General features: G+C 71.6%; 17 protein-coding genes and 2 pseudogenes. 12 read left to right on the forward strand and 7 right to left on the reverse strand.

Annotated features, from left to right (window positions below; all coding sequences use genetic code 11):
* Positions 1–57: 57 nt before the first annotated feature.
* The 6 genes from ACIO6U_RS19440 (at position 58) to ACIO6U_RS19465 (ending at position 5,416) form a co-directional block, all read left to right on the forward strand.
* Positions 58–981 (forward strand): zinc-binding dehydrogenase, encoded by a 924-nt coding sequence (locus tag ACIO6U_RS19440; protein ID WP_401720607.1) that lies wholly within the window; start codon positions 58–60, stop codon positions 979–981.
* An 859-nt stretch (positions 982–1,840) separates the two neighbouring features.
* The gene (locus ACIO6U_RS19445) at positions 1,841–2,911 is read left to right on the forward strand and encodes an LLM class flavin-dependent oxidoreductase (protein ID WP_401720610.1); all 1,071 of its coding nucleotides are present in this window, start codon (positions 1,841–1,843) and stop codon (positions 2,909–2,911) included.
* Entirely contained in the window at positions 2,908–3,567 is a 660-nt protein-coding gene (locus ACIO6U_RS19450; protein WP_401720612.1) for an NADPH-dependent F420 reductase, read from the forward strand. The genes ACIO6U_RS19445 and ACIO6U_RS19450 overlap by 4 nt, the downstream gene beginning before the upstream one ends.
* Before the next feature lie 135 nt (positions 3,568–3,702).
* Complete coding sequence (locus tag ACIO6U_RS19455) at positions 3,703–4,221, forward strand: glutaminase (protein WP_401720615.1); 519 nt, start codon at positions 3,703–3,705, stop codon at positions 4,219–4,221.
* A gap of 32 nt (positions 4,222–4,253) precedes the next feature.
* On the forward strand, positions 4,254–4,487 hold the full coding sequence (locus tag ACIO6U_RS19460) for a hypothetical protein (RefSeq protein ID WP_401720617.1): 234 nt from the start codon (positions 4,254–4,256) through the stop codon (positions 4,485–4,487).
* Between the two features lie 86 nt (positions 4,488–4,573).
* Positions 4,574–5,416 (forward strand): alpha/beta fold hydrolase, encoded by an 843-nt coding sequence (locus ACIO6U_RS19465; protein WP_401720619.1) that lies wholly within the window; start codon positions 4,574–4,576, stop codon positions 5,414–5,416.
* Between the two features lie 107 nt (positions 5,417–5,523).
* Here ACIO6U_RS19465 and ACIO6U_RS19470 read toward each other — a convergent pair.
* Positions 5,524–5,799, reverse strand: a pseudogene (locus tag ACIO6U_RS19470) (MarR family winged helix-turn-helix transcriptional regulator); the annotation flags it as partial.
* Here ACIO6U_RS19470 and ACIO6U_RS19475 point away from each other — a divergent pair.
* A complete protein-coding gene (locus tag ACIO6U_RS19475; RefSeq protein ID WP_401720934.1) occupies positions 5,764–6,117 on the forward strand; it encodes a VOC family protein in 354 nt (117 codons plus the stop codon). The pseudogene ACIO6U_RS19470 and the gene ACIO6U_RS19475 overlap by 36 nt on opposite strands.
* A 100-nt stretch (positions 6,118–6,217) precedes the next feature.
* Here the strand turns inward: ACIO6U_RS19475 and ACIO6U_RS19480 are convergent, their stop codons facing one another.
* The gene (locus ACIO6U_RS19480; protein WP_401720622.1) at positions 6,218–7,417 is read right to left on the reverse strand and encodes an anhydro-N-acetylmuramic acid kinase; all 1,200 of its coding nucleotides are present in this window, start codon (positions 7,415–7,417) and stop codon (positions 6,218–6,220) included.
* A 125-nt stretch (positions 7,418–7,542) separates the two neighbouring features.
* Between ACIO6U_RS19480 and ACIO6U_RS19485 the strand changes: the two genes are divergently transcribed.
* Positions 7,543–7,692 carry a hypothetical protein gene (locus tag ACIO6U_RS19485; RefSeq protein WP_401720624.1) on the forward strand — a complete coding sequence of 50 codons (150 nt, stop codon included), beginning with the start codon at positions 7,543–7,545 and terminating at the stop codon, positions 7,690–7,692.
* Positions 7,680–8,195 (forward strand): response regulator transcription factor, encoded by a 516-nt coding sequence (locus ACIO6U_RS19490; RefSeq protein WP_401720625.1) that lies wholly within the window; start codon positions 7,680–7,682, stop codon positions 8,193–8,195. Before ACIO6U_RS19485 ends, ACIO6U_RS19490 begins: the two co-directional genes overlap by 13 nt.
* A gap of 33 nt (positions 8,196–8,228) precedes the next feature.
* Here the strand turns inward: ACIO6U_RS19490 and ACIO6U_RS19495 are convergent, their stop codons facing one another.
* The 3 genes from ACIO6U_RS19495 to ACIO6U_RS19505 form a co-directional block, all read right to left on the reverse strand.
* Complete coding sequence (locus ACIO6U_RS19495; RefSeq protein ID WP_401720937.1) at positions 8,229–9,134, reverse strand: aminoglycoside phosphotransferase family protein; 906 nt, start codon at positions 9,132–9,134, stop codon at positions 8,229–8,231.
* 147 nt (positions 9,135–9,281) lie between these two features.
* Positions 9,282–10,175: a virginiamycin B lyase gene (locus ACIO6U_RS19500; RefSeq protein WP_401720627.1), complete on the reverse strand. Its 894-nt coding sequence runs from the start codon at positions 10,173–10,175 to the stop codon at positions 9,282–9,284.
* Between the two features lie 204 nt (positions 10,176–10,379).
* Positions 10,380–11,246 carry a haloalkane dehalogenase gene (locus tag ACIO6U_RS19505; protein WP_401720630.1) on the reverse strand — a complete coding sequence of 289 codons (867 nt, stop codon included), beginning with the start codon at positions 11,244–11,246 and terminating at the stop codon, positions 10,380–10,382.
* A 91-nt stretch (positions 11,247–11,337) separates the two neighbouring features.
* Between ACIO6U_RS19505 and ACIO6U_RS19510 the strand changes: the two genes are divergently transcribed.
* Positions 11,338–11,832: a MarR family winged helix-turn-helix transcriptional regulator gene (locus tag ACIO6U_RS19510; RefSeq protein ID WP_401314568.1), complete on the forward strand. Its 495-nt coding sequence runs from the start codon at positions 11,338–11,340 to the stop codon at positions 11,830–11,832.
* A gap of 35 nt (positions 11,833–11,867) precedes the next feature.
* On the opposite strand, the gene ACIO6U_RS19515 is transcribed toward ACIO6U_RS19510, so the two are convergent.
* Complete coding sequence (locus ACIO6U_RS19515) at positions 11,868–12,398, reverse strand: GNAT family N-acetyltransferase (RefSeq protein WP_391052441.1); 531 nt, start codon at positions 12,396–12,398, stop codon at positions 11,868–11,870.
* 182 nt (positions 12,399–12,580) lie between these two features.
* On the opposite strand from ACIO6U_RS19515, the gene ACIO6U_RS19520 reads away from it, so the two are divergent.
* Positions 12,581–13,024 (forward strand): glutaredoxin domain-containing protein, encoded by a 444-nt coding sequence (locus ACIO6U_RS19520; RefSeq protein WP_355347549.1) that lies wholly within the window; start codon positions 12,581–12,583, stop codon positions 13,022–13,024.
* Here the strand turns inward: ACIO6U_RS19520 and ACIO6U_RS19525 are convergent.
* Positions 13,014–13,499 carry a GNAT family N-acetyltransferase gene (locus tag ACIO6U_RS19525; RefSeq protein WP_391164260.1) on the reverse strand — a complete coding sequence of 162 codons (486 nt, stop codon included), beginning with the start codon at positions 13,497–13,499 and terminating at the stop codon, positions 13,014–13,016. The genes ACIO6U_RS19520 and ACIO6U_RS19525 overlap by 11 nt on opposite strands.
* Positions 13,500–13,767: 268 nt before the next feature.
* On the opposite strand from ACIO6U_RS19525, the pseudogene ACIO6U_RS19530 reads away from it, so the two are divergent.
* A pseudogene (locus tag ACIO6U_RS19530) lies at positions 13,768–13,887 on the forward strand (TetR/AcrR family transcriptional regulator); the annotation flags it as partial.
* Between the last annotated feature and the right edge of the window lie 38 nt (positions 13,888–13,925).

Below are 13,925 nucleotides of genomic sequence, written 5' to 3' on the forward strand. Positions count from 1 at the left end.
AGGAGGGCTTCCGTGAGGGCACTGATGGTCGACCACACACGCGGTACGGCGCTCCGGGTGGGCGAGGCCGAACCACCTCGGCCCGGCCCTTCCCAGGTCCTGGTGAAGGTAGACGCGTTCTCGCTCAACCACGGGGAGATCGTGACCGCGCGCGAACTGCCCGACGGTGCCATTCCGGGGTGGGAAGCGGCCGGACATGTCGTCGAAGCCGCACGCGACGGCTCCGGGCCCCCGGTGGGTACGCCTGTCATCACACTCGACGAGGCGAACGGCTGGGCCGAGTACAGGGTCGCGGACACCGCGATGACCGGTGTGGTTCCCCGGGACGCGGATCTCGGCGGAGTGAGCACCATCCCGGTCGCCGCCAACAGTGCTCTGCGCGCGCTACGGCGCATCGGCCCCATCCTCGGCCGAACCGTCATGGTCACGGGCGCCACCGGGGGAGTCGGACGCTACGCGGTGCAACTCGCGCGCATGGGCGGGGCCACGGTCGTCGCCGTCACCGGCTCGGCCGCGCCGTACGCCGACGAGCTGCGCTCTCTCGGTGCCGCCGAGGTGGTCTCTCGCCCCAGTGAGTACGCCGGATCCGTGTACGGAGTCGTCGAGTGTGTCGGTGGCGCGCTCCTCGTGGAGGCGTTCGACCTTCTGGAGCGGGACGGGGTGCTCGTCGCCCTGGGGCACGTCGCTCCCGAGCCGGAGTCGTTCCCGCCGGGTGCCCTCATCGCCGGCCCGGCGCGTCACAACCGCAGCATCGTCACCTTCCACCAGCTCGACGGCGCTCCGCTGCCTCCCGACCTCAGCTGGTTGAGCGAGCGGGTCGCCATGGGGGACCTGACTCCGTCAGTGGCGTGGCGCGGCTCCTGGCACCGCGTCGACGAAGCGATCGACCGGCTCCTCACGCGCACCCTCCACGGCAAGGCGGTGGTCGAAGTCGGTCGCACAGAGGCTGACGGAAGCATCCGGCCGACCTCTGGCGCGTGAGGCGGGCGGAGTCGTTCGCGGCGCTGATGACGAGAACTCAGCCGAGCGGTGTCCCCACTGCGCGGGCCGGGGCGCCGGTCGTGTCACTGACCGCAGGGCCCCGCGTGGTCGCAGTACGGCTGGAGGCGGCTCTGACCGCAGCCGCACAACACGGCCCTGTTCTCAGCGCGCACCCCTTGCGGCGTTGTTGGCGGTGGTGATGTGCGGCAGTATCCACGCGCTGGCGGGATAGACGAGCCCGGCCGCGCCCGGGCCTCCCGGATTGGTGAACAGCACACCCCGGCGCCTGGACGGCTGATCACTGGCCAGTCTGGAAACCGCGATCTCGATCTGGCGACCGTCGGGCCGGCTGTAGTCCAGGGGGACGTGCAGGGTTCCGCACTCCAACCGCGGCGCGGCGGCTTCTTTCGGGCACGGTTCCCACTTCAGGGGTGCCGCGGTGTCCTTGGGCGTGTCCGTCGTCGCCGCGGAAGCGGCCGCGAGCGCGGTCGCCGCGATCGCGACGACGGTGAGGGTGAGAGCGAGTACCTTCCGGCGGGGCCGCAGCGGCCCCCGCCGGTGGGAGGCACGGCCATGCGGGCCCGCGTCAGGCGGGGAATCCTCGTCAGGGGCCGGAGGTCTGTGCCCGGCCTCCCCTCCATCCACTGCTGGCGAGGGTGTCGCACCGGAATCTAGTTGACATCTCAACCATGAGAGTGACATGGTTTACATGTCAACTAAAGCGACGGCGATGCGGTCGCTGCACCTGACCGGCGGGGAATCCGCGCACAGGTCGCCCGGGACGGATGTCCCGCCCGGCGGTCACGAACCACGCATCGCCATGCCCCGACCCGACGAAAGCGTTGAGCGAGTGAGCACGATGGACGTTTCGCAAATCGAGTTCGGCATCGACAGCTTCGGGGACCGGCCCCGGGACGACCAGGGCGTCATCGTCTCGCACGCCCAGGCCATCCGCGCCGCGGTGACCGAAGCGGTCCTCGCCGACCAGGTCGGTATCGACGTCGTCGCGTTGGGCGAGCACCACCGACCCGAGTACGCGATCTCCAGTCCCGAGACGGTGCTGGCGGGCATCGCGACGGCCACGAGGCGCATCCGGCTCGCCTCGGGCGTGACCGTGCTGTCCTCGGACGACCCGGTGCGGGTGTTCCAGCGGTTCGCCACGGTCGACGCGCTCTCCAACGGCCGCGCCGAGGTGATCCTCGGGCGCGGTTCCTTCACCGAGTCGTTCCCGCTGTTCGGGTACGACCTCAAGGACTACGACGTGCTGTTCGAGGAGAAGATCGACCTTTTCCATCGACTCCTGGACGAGAAGCCCGTCACCTGGGACGGCACCACGCGTGCCGCCCTGCGCGATGCCGACGTGTACCCGAAGACGGAGTCGGGACGTCTCAACACCTGGGTAGGGGTGGGCGGGACACCGCAGTCCGTGCTCCGCACCGCGCGATACGGCTTCCGGCTCATGCTCGCCATCATCGGCGGCGCTCCCGACCGGTTCGCTTCCTACGTGGATCTCTACCGGCGTGCCAGCGACGAGTTCGGCACAACGGCCCAGCCGATCGGGACCCATTCGCCCGGCTTCGTCGCCTCCACCGACGAAGAGGCCAAGGAGCTCTTCTACCCCGGGTACAGGGAGATCCGCGACCGCATCGGGAGGCAGCGCGGCTGGCCGCCGCTTCGCCGGGAGGAATTCGACGCGGAGGTGGACCGCGGGTCGCTGTACGTCGGCTCGGCCGAGACGGTCGCGGCGAGGATCGCCCATGCCGTACGAGTCCTGGACGCGGGCCGGTTCGACATGATCTACTCCGCCGCCGGCACCGTTTCGGCCTCCGCGCGCCTGCGTTCGGTCGAGCTGTACGGCACCCAGGTCATCCCTCGGGTCCGTGAACTTCTGTCCGAGCGGCCCGCGGCCTCGGCGGGAGCCACGCGATGACTGACCCTGTCACCACGGTCGGAATCCTGGGAGCCGGGAAGGTCGGCACTGTCCTGGCACGCCTGGCGGTCGCCGCCGGCTATCGAGTCCTGATCTCCGGGTCCGGCGACCCCTCCAAGGTCGCGCTCACCGCCAGGGTCCTCACGCCCGGAGCGACCGCCGTATGGCCGGCCCGGGCCGCCGATGCCGCCGACGTGGTGGTCCTGGCCCTCCCGCTCGGCAAACACCGTGACCTCCCGGTCACGGAGCTGAAGGGCAAGCTGGTCGTCGACGCGATGAACCACTGGTGGGAGGTCGACGGTCCCCGCGACGAGATCCTCCCGCCCGACACGTCGTCGAGCGAGGCCGTTCAGCGGTTCCTGACGGGCGCACGTGTCGTGAAAGCCCTCAACCACATGGGCTACCACGATCTCGAGGACGGGGCCCGTCCGGTCGGCTCCGTCGGACGCAAGGCCATCGCGATCGCCGGGGACTCGCCCGAGGATCTCGCCGTCGTCGCTGACCTGATCACCGCACTCGGATTCGACCCCCTCGCCATCGGCGGCCTTGCGGCGGGCGTCCGGCTCGAGCCGGGAACCCCCGCCTTCGGAGCCAACGTCGACATCGACCAGCTTCGCGCGCTCACCGCCGCCCCCGAGTCCGGCACGGCTGCTTGAGCACTCGTCGCAGAAGAACAGCGGCGCCTCGACCGGACCCGAAAACCGCGGTCACCTCGTCGCCTTCCGCGCGGAAGGACAGTCAGACAAACCGTCGTGCGGCGGTGCCCGACGCCGATTGCGCATGGAGGACGAATGCGGCCGATCATTCCCGACTATCGGGCAGAGGCACTGCGCCCTCTCAATCCCATGATCAACGTTGGTGCGATCACCGTGCACGCACTCGCCGGCGCGGTGAACCTGCTTCTGGCGGAGCGCGTGGCCTCACCGAGGACCCCGAGGCCGTCGTGGACGGTTGCATCCGGCAGTGTTCCGTACTCGTCACCACGCGGGGTCGGCATTCCGGCGAAGAGCGGGATGGCAGGGGGCCTGATCGGCGCGCTCCCCGGACAGATCGGCATGGCCACGTTCTCACCACGCCTGGATCGTCACGGGAACAGCGTTCGCGGGGTGTCCCTGTTCGAACGACTCTCCGGGGGCATGGGCCTGCGTGTGATGGAGGTCCCCGCCGCCGCGCGTGCGGTGGTGCGGTCCCACCATGACGTGGGCAGCGGACCGAACGCGCTCCGGTTCCTGCGACTGCAAGGCCGCATCGGCTTCGCCGCGGCCGAGAGGGTCGTTCAGAAGCCATGGCCGTTCCGCCTTCGGCCGTAAGGGTGGCCTTGGACCTGACGGGGGTCCATTCGATGGACGACGCGGCGCGGCGCGTGCTGCTGGAGGTCGTGCGTCGGCTGACGCTGAGTGGTCACGAGGTGTATCTCGCCGACCCGGAATCGATCATGTCCGATCCCGATCCCGGCGACGGTGGCCGCGTCACCGTCGTGGACACCGTGGACCAGGCCGTGCGTCCGCCGAGGGGCGGCCCGGCACGGGAAGCGGTCGGCGGCGGAGCGGGGAATCATCCGACTCGCCGCCGGTGAAACGGAGTTCTCGCACAGAAATCGAGCCATCGGGCTCAAAGACACGGGTCGGCGTTCGGTTCGTCGGCCGGAAAGGGAAAGAGACCATGGGTTACATCACCGTCGGCACGGAGAACAGCACGCCGGTCGAGCTCTACTACGAGGACCAGGGTTCCGGGCAGCCGGTCGTCCTGGTCCACGGCTACCCGCTGGACGGGCACAGTTGGGAACGTCAGACGCGCGAACTGCTGGCCCAGGGTTATCGGGTCATCACCTACGACCGCCGAGGCTTCGGCCAGTCCTCGAAGGTGAACTCCGGTTACGACTACGACACCTTCGCCGCCGATCTGAACACGGTCCTCGAGACCCTCGACCTGCGGGACGTCGTCCTTGTCGGTTTCTCGATGGGCACGGGGGAACTCGCCCGCTACGTGAGCCGGCACGGTCATGAGCGTGTCGCGAAGCTCGCCTTCCTCGCCTCGCTGGAGCCGTTCCTCGTCGCTCGCGACGACAACCCCGACGGCGTGCCGCAGGAAGTGTTCGACGGCATCGCGGCGACCGCGAAGGCGGACCGGTACGCCTGGTTCAAGCAGTTCTACGCGGACTTCTACAACCTCGACGAGAACCTCGGCACCCATATCAGCGAGGAGGCGGTGACCGGTAGCTGGAACGTCGCGGTCCTCAGCGCTCCGGTGGCCGCGTACGCCGCGGTCCCGGCATGGATCGAGGACTTCCGCGCCGATGTCGAGGCGGTCCGTGCGAGCGGCAAGCCCGCGCTGATCCTGCACGGAACGAAGGACAACATCCTCCCGATCGACGCCACTGGCCGCCGATTCCACAAGGCGCTCCCCGAGGCCGACTACGTCGAGGTCGAAGGAGCACCGCACGGCCTGCTCTGGACCCACGCCGACGAGGTCAACACCGCGCTGCGCGACTTCCTCTCGAAGTGACGGTGGCCTGACGGACGCGGCGCGGGAGCCGAGGCGCTGGAAGGCGTGGCCGGGAGCCGCGTCTCCCAGACGATGTTGCGTCAACCAGCGCCGCATGGGCCGTCGGCTTAGGTGTCGCGCAGGGAATGGATCATGCTTTGCAGGATTCGGAACGCGCCTGACTGCTCGGTGTCGGTCAGGCCGGCCAGCATTCTCACCTCGACGGAACGGACGGCCACGGTCGCCTTCTCCAGGCTCCGTCGGCCGCGCGGTGTGAGCCGCGTGGGGAGGACCTTCCCGACGGGCGCCGCCGCGGGCCTGGTCACGTAGCCGTCCCGTTCCAGGGTCTGGAGCAGCACGTTCATCGACTGCCGTGTGACGAACGCGCCGCGCGCGACCTCGGCGCCTCACAGGCGTTCTACGAGCAGTACCTCGGCCTCGTCCGCTCGCAGGCCGGACCTCCGCACGCCGTCGTCTTCGAGACGAAGCCGATCGCGTTCGCACTGCGCGACATCGTTCCCGGCACCGATCTCGCGTCCGTCGCCCAGCCCGGCATCGGTGCCGCGATCTGGCTGCACGCCACCGACGTCCAGGCCGTCCACGACGCTCTCGTCGCCGACGGTCACACCATCGTCTCCGCGCCGATTGACGGCCCCTTTGGCCGGACGTTCACCTTCGCCGACCCCGACGGCTACCAGATCACGCTCCACGACCGCGCCTGATCGGCCGCTCATCGGCGCACGCCTCAACGGCGGTACGCACAAGGCGATGCCGCCCAGCGTGTCCCCCCGCGGGCCGTCGGCCGTCGCCAGGCGGTACTGGTCAGACCGGCGGCAGGACGGCGAGGCGGCGCGGGCTCGGGGCCGGTTCCGGCAGCCGGAGCGGCGCGTCGCCCGGAGTGATCCGGCCCAGTACCCGCGGGGTCGCGGAGCCGGTCGCGCCGGGGACCACACCGGGAATCCCGTGCCAGGTGAGGAAGCCCAGCAGCGCCATCAGATACGCCTCCTTGTCGCCCGCGGGCAGCCCGCGCTCGTCACTGGTGACGAGGACCGCGGGGCTCAGCCGCTCGCGCAGCGCCGCCATCAGCGCCGGATTGCGCACCCCGCCCCCGGAGGCGACGACCTCGGTGAGCCCGTACCGGCGGCAGGCGTCCGCGACGGTCACGGCCGTCAGCTCCGTCAGCGTCGCCATCAGACCCTCGTCCGACACCGGCGGCAGCCCCGCGCACCGCGGCTCGACGTAGTCGGCCCTGAACAGCTCGCGGCCGGTGGACTTCGGCGCCTCCCGCCGGTAGTACGGCTCGTCCAGCAGCCGGGCCAGCAGGTCCGGGCGTACGGTCCCGGCCAGCGCGAGGCGGCCGTCGAGGTCGCTCCCGGCCCGGCCCCCGGTGACGCGGTGGGCGGCGGCGTCGAGCAGGCAGTTGGCCGGGCCGGTGTCGAAGGCGACGACCGGCTCGTCCCGGCCGCCGACCACCGTCACATTGGCGATGCCGCCGAGGTTCAGCGCGGCCCGGCGGGTCGGTACGGTCCCGGCACCGGCCGACGTGTCGTCCGCGAGCCACAGCGCGTCCAGCGTGCTGGCGAGCGGCGCGCCCTGGCCGCCCGCCGCGATGTCGCGGGCCCGTACGTCCGAGACCACCGGCAGCCCGGTCGCCTCGGTGATCCACGCGGGCTGGCCGAGTTGCAGGGTGCCGAGGGCGCGGCCGTCGGTGATCCAGTGGAACACCGTCTGGCCGTGCGAGGCCACGAGGTCGGCCCGGCCGCCCGAGAACCGCTCGATCGCCCTGACGACCGCCGCCGCGGACGCCTGCCCCACCAGCGTGTCCACCTCGCACACCTCGGCAAGCCCGACAGCGGACGGCGGCAGCAGCCCGAGCAGCCGCTCCCGCGTCTCGGGCGGCCACGGGTACTCCTCGGCCCCGAGCGGCCGCAGCGTCAGCACCTCCCCATCGAACCCGAACTCACCGACGGCGACATCCAGGCCGTCCATCGAGGTGCCCGACATGAGACCGACGACGATCACGTGACTTCTCCAGGAGTGCGGGGTCTGCGGTCGCCCCAGTATGAGCGGACGTGTCCTCCCCGCTCACCCGGGGCTCCGCGCCGTCACGCGGCCGACGCGCGCGGCGGCACGAGGGCCGAGGCGGCGTGGACGAGCGGACGGCGAGCGGGGAGCACGGCGCCTCGGGTCTGCTCGGCACAGGCCGCCGGGTCGCCGCGCTCGACGGCGAGGTCACCGTGTCCAGTCCGGTCGGCGGACCGACCGTCATCCAGGCGGAGTTGCCGTGCGCGTGGTGATCGCCGAGGACAACGCGCTGCTGCGCCAAGGGCTCGTCCTGCTGCCCACCTCCTCGGGGCACGAGGCGGTCGACGTCGTCGGCACCGGCCCCGAGGCGCTGCCCGCGCTGCTCGAACACCGCCCGGCCATCGCCGTACTCGACGTCCGGATGCCGCCCGGCTTCCGGGACGAGGGCCTGCGCGCGGCGTGCGAACGCGAAGTCCTCGCACTGATGGCGGAGAGCCACGACAACACCACCATCGCCAAAGCCCTCGTGGTCACCGAGCGTTCGGTCAGCAAGCACATCGGCAATGTCTTCCTGAAGCTCGGACTGCCGCCTGCCGCCTGCCGCCTGCCGCCGAGCGACAGCGGCCACCGCCGGGTGCTCGCCGTACTGGCCTACCTCGAAGGGCGGGCGGAGGGCTCTTCGACCCGGCCGCCGCGGTGGGCAGCGGACGTCGAGGACGCTGACGGGCCCTGCAGTCAGGCCGCCCGGCCGACGTCGGGCTCGTCAAACCGCTGACTCCGGTCGTAGCAATGCGGCCCTGTGCGGGACCTAGCCGGTGAGGGCCTGGGTGATCTGGCGGGTGGTCTGTGCGGCGACTCGCGGATCGTCGGCGGCGTAGGACACGTAGGCGTTCAGGCCGGTGGCCAGTGCCCAGCCGCGACCGCGTGTCCAGGTGGCGTCGTCCACGCCGAGCGTGGCGCGGAAGGCGGCCCGGCTCCCGGCCGACATCAAGGTGAAGGCGACCATCAGATCGCAGGCCGGGTCACCGAGGGCGAGGCCGCCGAAGTCGATGACCGCGCTGAGGCGGCCGTCGACGGTCAGCAGATTGCCGGTGTGGAAGTCGCCGTGCACCCAGACCGGCGGCCGGTCCCACGCGGGGGTGCGCAGCGCCGCGTCCCACAGGCCGGTCATCGCCGCCGCGTCGAAGGCGTCGCCGACCGTCGCGACGGCGGCCCGGGTCGCGCGGTCCCGCGCGGCCAACGGGCTTGCCGCAAGGCCCGTTGGCCCGTCCGCGACCGCTTCCGGCGGCGCGAATCGCTGTAGGGCCAGCAGGAACTCCGCCAACTTGACCGCAGCGCCCACCGATTCGCCGAGCCGCTCGACGGTGGCCACCTCGCCGTCCAGCCACCGGGTGACCGCCCACGGCCACGGATAGCCGAGGTCGGGTCGTCCGACAGCTACGGGTACGGGGACGGCCAGCGGCAGGTGCGCGGCGAGCCGGGGCAGCCACCGCGCCTCCTTCGCAGCCTGGCCGATGGCGCCGCGGTGGCGGGGCAGGCGGACGGACAACTCGCGGCCCAGTCGGTGGATCACATGATCGGAACCGGCCGCGCCGAGCGGTTCCAGGGGAAGCCCGGCCCACCGCGGGAACTGTCTGTCGACCAGCCGTCGTACCAGCGCGGTGTCGATCGCGGGGCGGAAGTCCGCGGCGTCCGGGGTGTGCTGCGTGGTCAGGACGGCTCCTTGAAGCGATGCGATCGATGTGGCTCGGCGGTCGCTGACGGCCGTGACTGTTCCAGCGGGCGAGGCGCGGTCCGCCGACCGGATTTTCCGCGCGGGCCGGTGACGACCCGCCCCGCCCCGCCGAGGCGGCGGTTCACCTCAGGGCGCGAGCCGTGCGACGGCTCCCACCTCCAGGGCCGCCCAGACAGCGCCGTCCGGACCCACGGTGATGCCGTGCGGCTCCGATGAGGCGGTCGGCAGGTCGTACGCGGTGATCTCGCCGCTCGCCGCGCGGTGACCGATGCGGTTGGCTCCCCATTCGGTGAACCAGCAGTCCCCGACGCCGGCCGCGACGACGGCGTGCGGTTTGGCCGTACGGTCGGGGAGCGGGAACTCCTCGATCCGCCCGTCCGTCGTGATCCTGCCGATCTGCCCCGCCGCGATCTCGACGAACCACAAGGCGGCGCCGTCACTGGCGATGCCGACCGGCGCGGCACCTGGAGTCGGCAGGGGGTACAGGTCGACCGCGCCCTCGACGGTGATCCGGCCGATCGCGTTCGCCTGGTTCAGCGTGAACCACAGCGCCCCGTCCGGGCCTTCGGTGATCGCCGAGGGACAGCCGCCCTGTACGGGAAGGGCGTACTCGGTGATCTCTCCCTCGACGGTGATCCGGCCGATCCGGTCGGTGTTCATCTGCGTGAACCACAGCGCGCCGTCGGGGCCGGTGGTGATGCCGAAGGGGCCGCTGTCGGGCGTCGGCAGCAGGTAGGACCGCAGTGCGCCGTCGGTGCCGACGCGGCCGATCGCGTTCGCCTGGTTGAGCGTGAACCACAGCGCCCCGTCCGGGCCCGCAGTGATGACCGTGGGGCGGCTCTCGGGCGAGTCCAGCGGGAATTCGCTGAATTCCCCGTCGAGGGTGAGACGCGCGACGCTGCCGCTCTGCGCGAGGGTGAGCCACAGGGCGCCGTCAGGTCCTGCCGCGATGCCGTAGGGGCCGGCCTCCTTGCCCGCCACGGGGATCTCCGTGACGGCCGGGCCTTCAGAACGCTGCACGGCGAATCCTCCTGCGGAAGCGAATGCGGGTAGCGCATACGGACGGCGGATACGGAGGGGGACGCCGATACGGTCGCGGCTCGACCGACGTCCGTGGCCGGTGCGGTCCCCGTCCCGATCACCCCCGCACCCTGCTGACACGGGGCCACCGGGCGCAACTGATTTCCTGTACGGGCCCGGCGCGGGAACGGCCGGGCAGCGCGCTCAGCGGCCGGTGACCACCGCGTGCCGCCGCGCCCACGCGGTGATCGCGTCCGCGATCGCCTGCGGCTGGTCCTCCGGGGCGTGGTGCCCGGCGGGACCGCAGTGCCGGGTCTCCAGGGCCGCGATGTTCGCCGCGCACCAGTCCGCCGTCTCCGGGCCGATCAGCAAGGTGGGCGAGGAGTCGAAGGTGAGCAGCAGTTTGGGGACCTGATCGCTGCTCGCGAGCCACTTGTCGTACTGCTCGACGCGCTCGGTGACATCGGCCGGCTCGCCGTCCAGCGGCAGTGAGCGGGCCCACGCGAGGATCGGGCGGCGGCTCTCGGGTGTCGGGTACGGCGCCCGGTAGGCCCGCAGGTCGTCCTCGCCCACCGGGTGCAGCACCCCGCCGGTGAAGGCCGACTCCAGGAAGACGTTCCGGTCGAGCACCAGGGCTTCGCCCTGCGGCCCGCGCATGGTCTCGGCGCGCGAGCGCGGTCCCTCGCCCAGTTCGCTCCAGGACATCGGCCGCACGATGGTCTCGAAGAAGGCCACACCCAGGACCCGGTCGGGGTGGCGGGCCGCCCAGTCGAAGGCGAGGGCCCCGCCCCAGTCGTGGCCGACGAGCACCACCTTGTCCAGGTCCAGCCGGTCGAACCACGCGTCCACGTAGCGCGCGTGGTCGGCGAACCGGTACGGCACGTCGGGCTTGCCCGAGCGGCCCATGCCGATCAGGTCGGGCGCGAGCAGGCGGGCGGGCAGGTCGATCGCGGGCAGCACCTTGCGCCACAGGTGGGACGAGCCGGGATTGCCGTGCAGGAAGACGACGGGAGTGCCGCTGCCCGTCTCCTCGTGGAACATCGTCGAATCGAGCACCTTCGTCACGGGCATGACGCTTCTCCGCATCGCTAGTCACACTAACGGTTATCTCGTGTCGAAGATAATCCGTTAGTGGCACTAATGCAAAGGGTATGATCGCGGCATGAGCAACGGCGCACGTGACACGGCACCCCCGACCGCACCGCAGGCCACCGTCGCGGCCACTCCGGCGCGGCTGCGGAATCTGCGGACCCGGCTCCTGTCGCTCGCCGCGATCCGCTCGGACCGCCTGGTGAACGAGGAGCTGACGCGGGAGGGCGCCCGCAAATGGCACTACGCGGTGCTCGCCACCCTGGAGGAGTTCGGGCCCGCCAGCCAGGCCGAACTGAGCGGCCGTACGGGCATCTACCGCAGCGACATGGTCGCGGTCGTCAACGAACTGGCCGAGAGCGGGCTGCTCGAACGCTCGCCCAACCCCGCCGACCGTCGGCAGAACATCATCGCGCTCACCGGGCCGGGCCGCCGCCGGCTCCTGAAGCTCGACGGACTGCTGACCGAGGTGGAGGACCAGGTGCTCGCCCCGCTGTCCGAACCGGAGCGCGCCGAGCTGGCCCGGCTCCTCACCGCCGTCGTGGACCACCACGGGCAGCACATGTGAAACCGGCCCGTGCCGCGCCCTCAAGCGGCTCCTGGCTACGGCTTCCAGTCCGCGGCCAGGAGCCCGAGCAGGACCTCGTCAAGGAACTCGCCCATCACCCACGCGGACGAGCGCAGCACGCCCTCGCGGACGAAGCCGTTCCGCTCGGCGGAGCGCAGCATCGCGTCATTGTCCGCCAGTGTCTCGATCTGCAACCGGTGCAGGCCGCGCACGACGAAACCGTACTGGCACAGGGCCGCGACCACGTCCGTCCCGTAGCCCTTCCCGCGAGCGGACGGCAACAGGCCCAATCCGATGTGCGCCGACCGGTTGTGGGTGTCGATACCCCAGAGCGTCGCGGTGCCGACCAGGGCGCCGCCGTCCAACTCCACGACGGAAAAGGCGACGTGCCCCTCCTCCTTGTCGTCCACGAACAGCCGCGGATCCTTCGACTCGGGCGAGACCGGCCGCCACGGGCCGCCCTCCGCTCGCGCGGCGTTGACCACGTCGTTGTAGAGCTCGGTCCGCAGGACCGGGATGTCATCCGCGTGCCGAGCCCTCAGCCCGACCTTGTTCCCCTTGAGCATGCACGTTTCCTATCCGAGCCCGTCGGCCGACGGCAAACCGAATACCGGCGTCATCGACCGAAGGCGACGCGTCGCGCGCGAGGCCGACTCCGGTTGTCCGGTTGTCCGGTTGTACGGGGGTACGCGGGCGAGCCGCGGTCTGGACCGCGAGGCGGTTCACCGCACCGATAAGCTGCCTGATCATGATGCGTGCGTGGTTCCTGCCGATGCTGCTGGTCCTCTGCGGCGTGGCCGCCGCGACCGGGCTGATCCTCGGCGGGAGCCCCGGCCGGGCCGCGACCTTCCTGCTGGCCTTCGTGCTGCTCGCGGGGCTGAACTCGCCTCTGGTCTTCCCCCGGTCGATCGGCGCGTCCGAGGCGCAGCGCCTCAGCGCCGCCGACGGCCGGCCGATCGTCTACTGGCGGCCGGGCTGCAAATTCTGCCTGCGCCTGCGCTTCCGACTCGGCCGCAGGGCCCGCCGGTTGCACTGGGTCAACATCTGGCGTGACCCGGCCGCGGCGGAGGCGGTGAGGGCGGTCAACGAGGGCAATGAGACCGTCCCGACCGTCGTCGTCGCGGGCCGGCCGTACACCAACCCCGATCCCGCGTGGGTGCGCGAACAGCTCTCCCCGTCCGCTACGGCGTGAGGGCGCGGCGGTACGTCAGGCCGGGGCGGCCGGAGAACTGGTGCTCGCCGACGACGGTGAAGCCCGTACGGGCCAGTACGGCTCGGGAGGCCGCGTTGTCGAGGGTGGTTCCGGCGCGCAGGACGGTCAGCCCGTAGTCGGTGGCGGCCGTGCGGCACAGTTCCCGTACCGCCCAGGTGGCCAGGCCCCGGCCCGCGGCGCGTTCGGCGATCCGGTAGCCGAGGTCGGCGCCGCCGTCGGCGACGTCGACGAGATTGATCCGGCCGAGGACGTCGCCCTCGGTGCCGGTCACGACGTGGAAGTAGCAGGCGCCGGTCTCCTGCTCGGCCAGCCGGTCACGGAGGTGGTCGTCGAAGCGGGCGAAGAAGTCGTCGCCCCGGTCGGGGATCGTCGCGGCGAAGTAGGCCCGGTTCTCCCGCTCGAAGGCGAGCAGCGCGGGGGAGTGGTCCGGGTGGAGCAGTTCGATCTGGGGCATGGCCAGGAATATAGGCAGTTGGGCCGCCGCGCGGCCTGTGGTTTTCCGCCGGCCGAGGCGCGCGGGGCCATCGCGGGTCGGTCACGGCTCACGCCGCGGGCCCCGCAGACAGGTCGCCAGGAGGCGGCGGCAGGTGCTGTCCCAGCCCGGGTCGGACCGCCGGAGCATGTGCGCTCCGGCTGGGCAGGACGAGTTCTTCGCCCTCGTCGGTGGGCCGGTCGCGACGCGGACCCAGCCGCCGCAGCCGCTCGACGCGGCGGCCCAGGCCGCTCTCCTCGCCCCGACCCTGATCGGCGCCGGCCATCTGCTGTTCGCCGACCGCGACGGATCGCCGCCGACACCCGCCGCGATCCGCAAGGTCGTCGCGGCCGTCCTCCCCGGCGCCTGAGGGGACGGCTCACCGCGGGCTCCGGCCGGTCGCGGTGC

Source organism: Streptomyces sp. NPDC087422, from assembly GCF_044744145.1.
Classification (GTDB): domain Bacteria; phylum Actinomycetota; class Actinomycetes; order Streptomycetales; family Streptomycetaceae; genus Actinacidiphila.

Bases quoted from the DNA above. Each gene is read 5' to 3' on its own strand.
- ACIO6U_RS19450 (WP_401720612.1), top strand. From the start codon at position 2,908: ATGACTGACCCTGTCACCACGGTCGGAATCCTGGGAGCCGGGAAGGTC.
- ACIO6U_RS19465 (WP_401720619.1), top strand. From the start codon at position 4,574: ATGGGTTACATCACCGTCGGCACGGAGAACAGCACGCCGGTCGAGCTC.
- ACIO6U_RS19525 (WP_391164260.1), bottom strand. From the start codon at position 13,499: ATGCCCCAGATCGAACTGCTCCACCCGGACCACTCCCCCGCGCTGCTC.
- ACIO6U_RS19460 (WP_401720617.1), top strand. From the start codon at position 4,254: ATGGACGACGCGGCGCGGCGCGTGCTGCTGGAGGTCGTGCGTCGGCTG.
- ACIO6U_RS19515 (WP_391052441.1), bottom strand. From the start codon at position 12,398: ATGCTCAAGGGGAACAAGGTCGGGCTGAGGGCTCGGCACGCGGATGAC.
- ACIO6U_RS19455 (WP_401720615.1), top strand. From the start codon at position 3,703: ATGCGGCCGATCATTCCCGACTATCGGGCAGAGGCACTGCGCCCTCTC.
- ACIO6U_RS19505 (WP_401720630.1), bottom strand. From the start codon at position 11,246: ATGCCCGTGACGAAGGTGCTCGATTCGACGATGTTCCACGAGGAGACG.
- ACIO6U_RS19510 (WP_401314568.1), top strand. From the start codon at position 11,338: ATGAGCAACGGCGCACGTGACACGGCACCCCCGACCGCACCGCAGGCC.
- ACIO6U_RS19445 (WP_401720610.1), top strand. From the start codon at position 1,841: ATGGACGTTTCGCAAATCGAGTTCGGCATCGACAGCTTCGGGGACCGG.
- ACIO6U_RS19520 (WP_355347549.1), top strand. From the start codon at position 12,581: ATGATGCGTGCGTGGTTCCTGCCGATGCTGCTGGTCCTCTGCGGCGTG.